Annotated in this window: 1 protein-coding gene; it reads right to left on the reverse strand. The window is 69.9% G+C overall.

The annotated features are described in order from the left end of the window. Positions 1 to 682 (reverse strand): IS3 family transposase (locus ACFHWY_RS28755; protein ID WP_416583367.1); only part of this gene is annotated, 682 nt, incomplete at both ends.

The following is a 682-nucleotide window of genomic DNA, read 5'->3' on the forward strand; positions in this document are numbered from 1 at the left end:
CGGTGCGGGTGCGGAACTGGTGACGGTGGACGTACTCGACCTTGATGGTGGAGAAGGTGGCCTCGGCCACGGCGTTGTCGAAGCACGAGCCGACTCGGCCCATCGACTGGCGTACCTTCCAGCGGGCGCACGCCCGGGCGAGGTCGGCCGAGCAGTATTCGCTGCCCCTGTCACTGTGGAAGATCACTCCGGCGACGTCGCCGCCGCGGGTGACCGCGGCCATGTTCAACGCGGCGACGACCAGGCCGGCGTCGTGCCGGTCGCCCATGGCGTAGCCGAGGATGCGTCGGGAGTACAGATCGATGACGGTGGCGCGGTAGAGCTTGCCCTCCTGCGTGGCGATCTCGGTCATGTCGCCGCACCAGGCCACGTCCGGCGCGGGCGCGGTGAACTGACGCTTGACCAGGTCCGGGGCGGCTGGCCGCTTGCCCTGCCGAGTCAGCCCACGTCGGCGCCGTTTCGCTCTGGCGACCAGGTCCAGCTCCGCCATGACCTCGGCGATCGTGTTGTCCGACACCCGCCAGCCCTGCTCGCGTAACTCGTCGCCGACGCGTGGGCTGCCGTAGGTGCCGCCCGAGGCGTCGAAGACGCGCCGGACCGCGTCTTGAAGCTTGGTCCTACGGTCCTGGCGGGGTGTCGGCCGACGGTCGCGCCACTTGTAGAACCACGACTCGGACACCCC

Source organism: Micromonospora sp. LOL_024, assembly GCF_048060415.1.
Taxonomy (GTDB): Bacteria; Actinomycetota; Actinomycetes; order Mycobacteriales; family Micromonosporaceae; genus Micromonospora.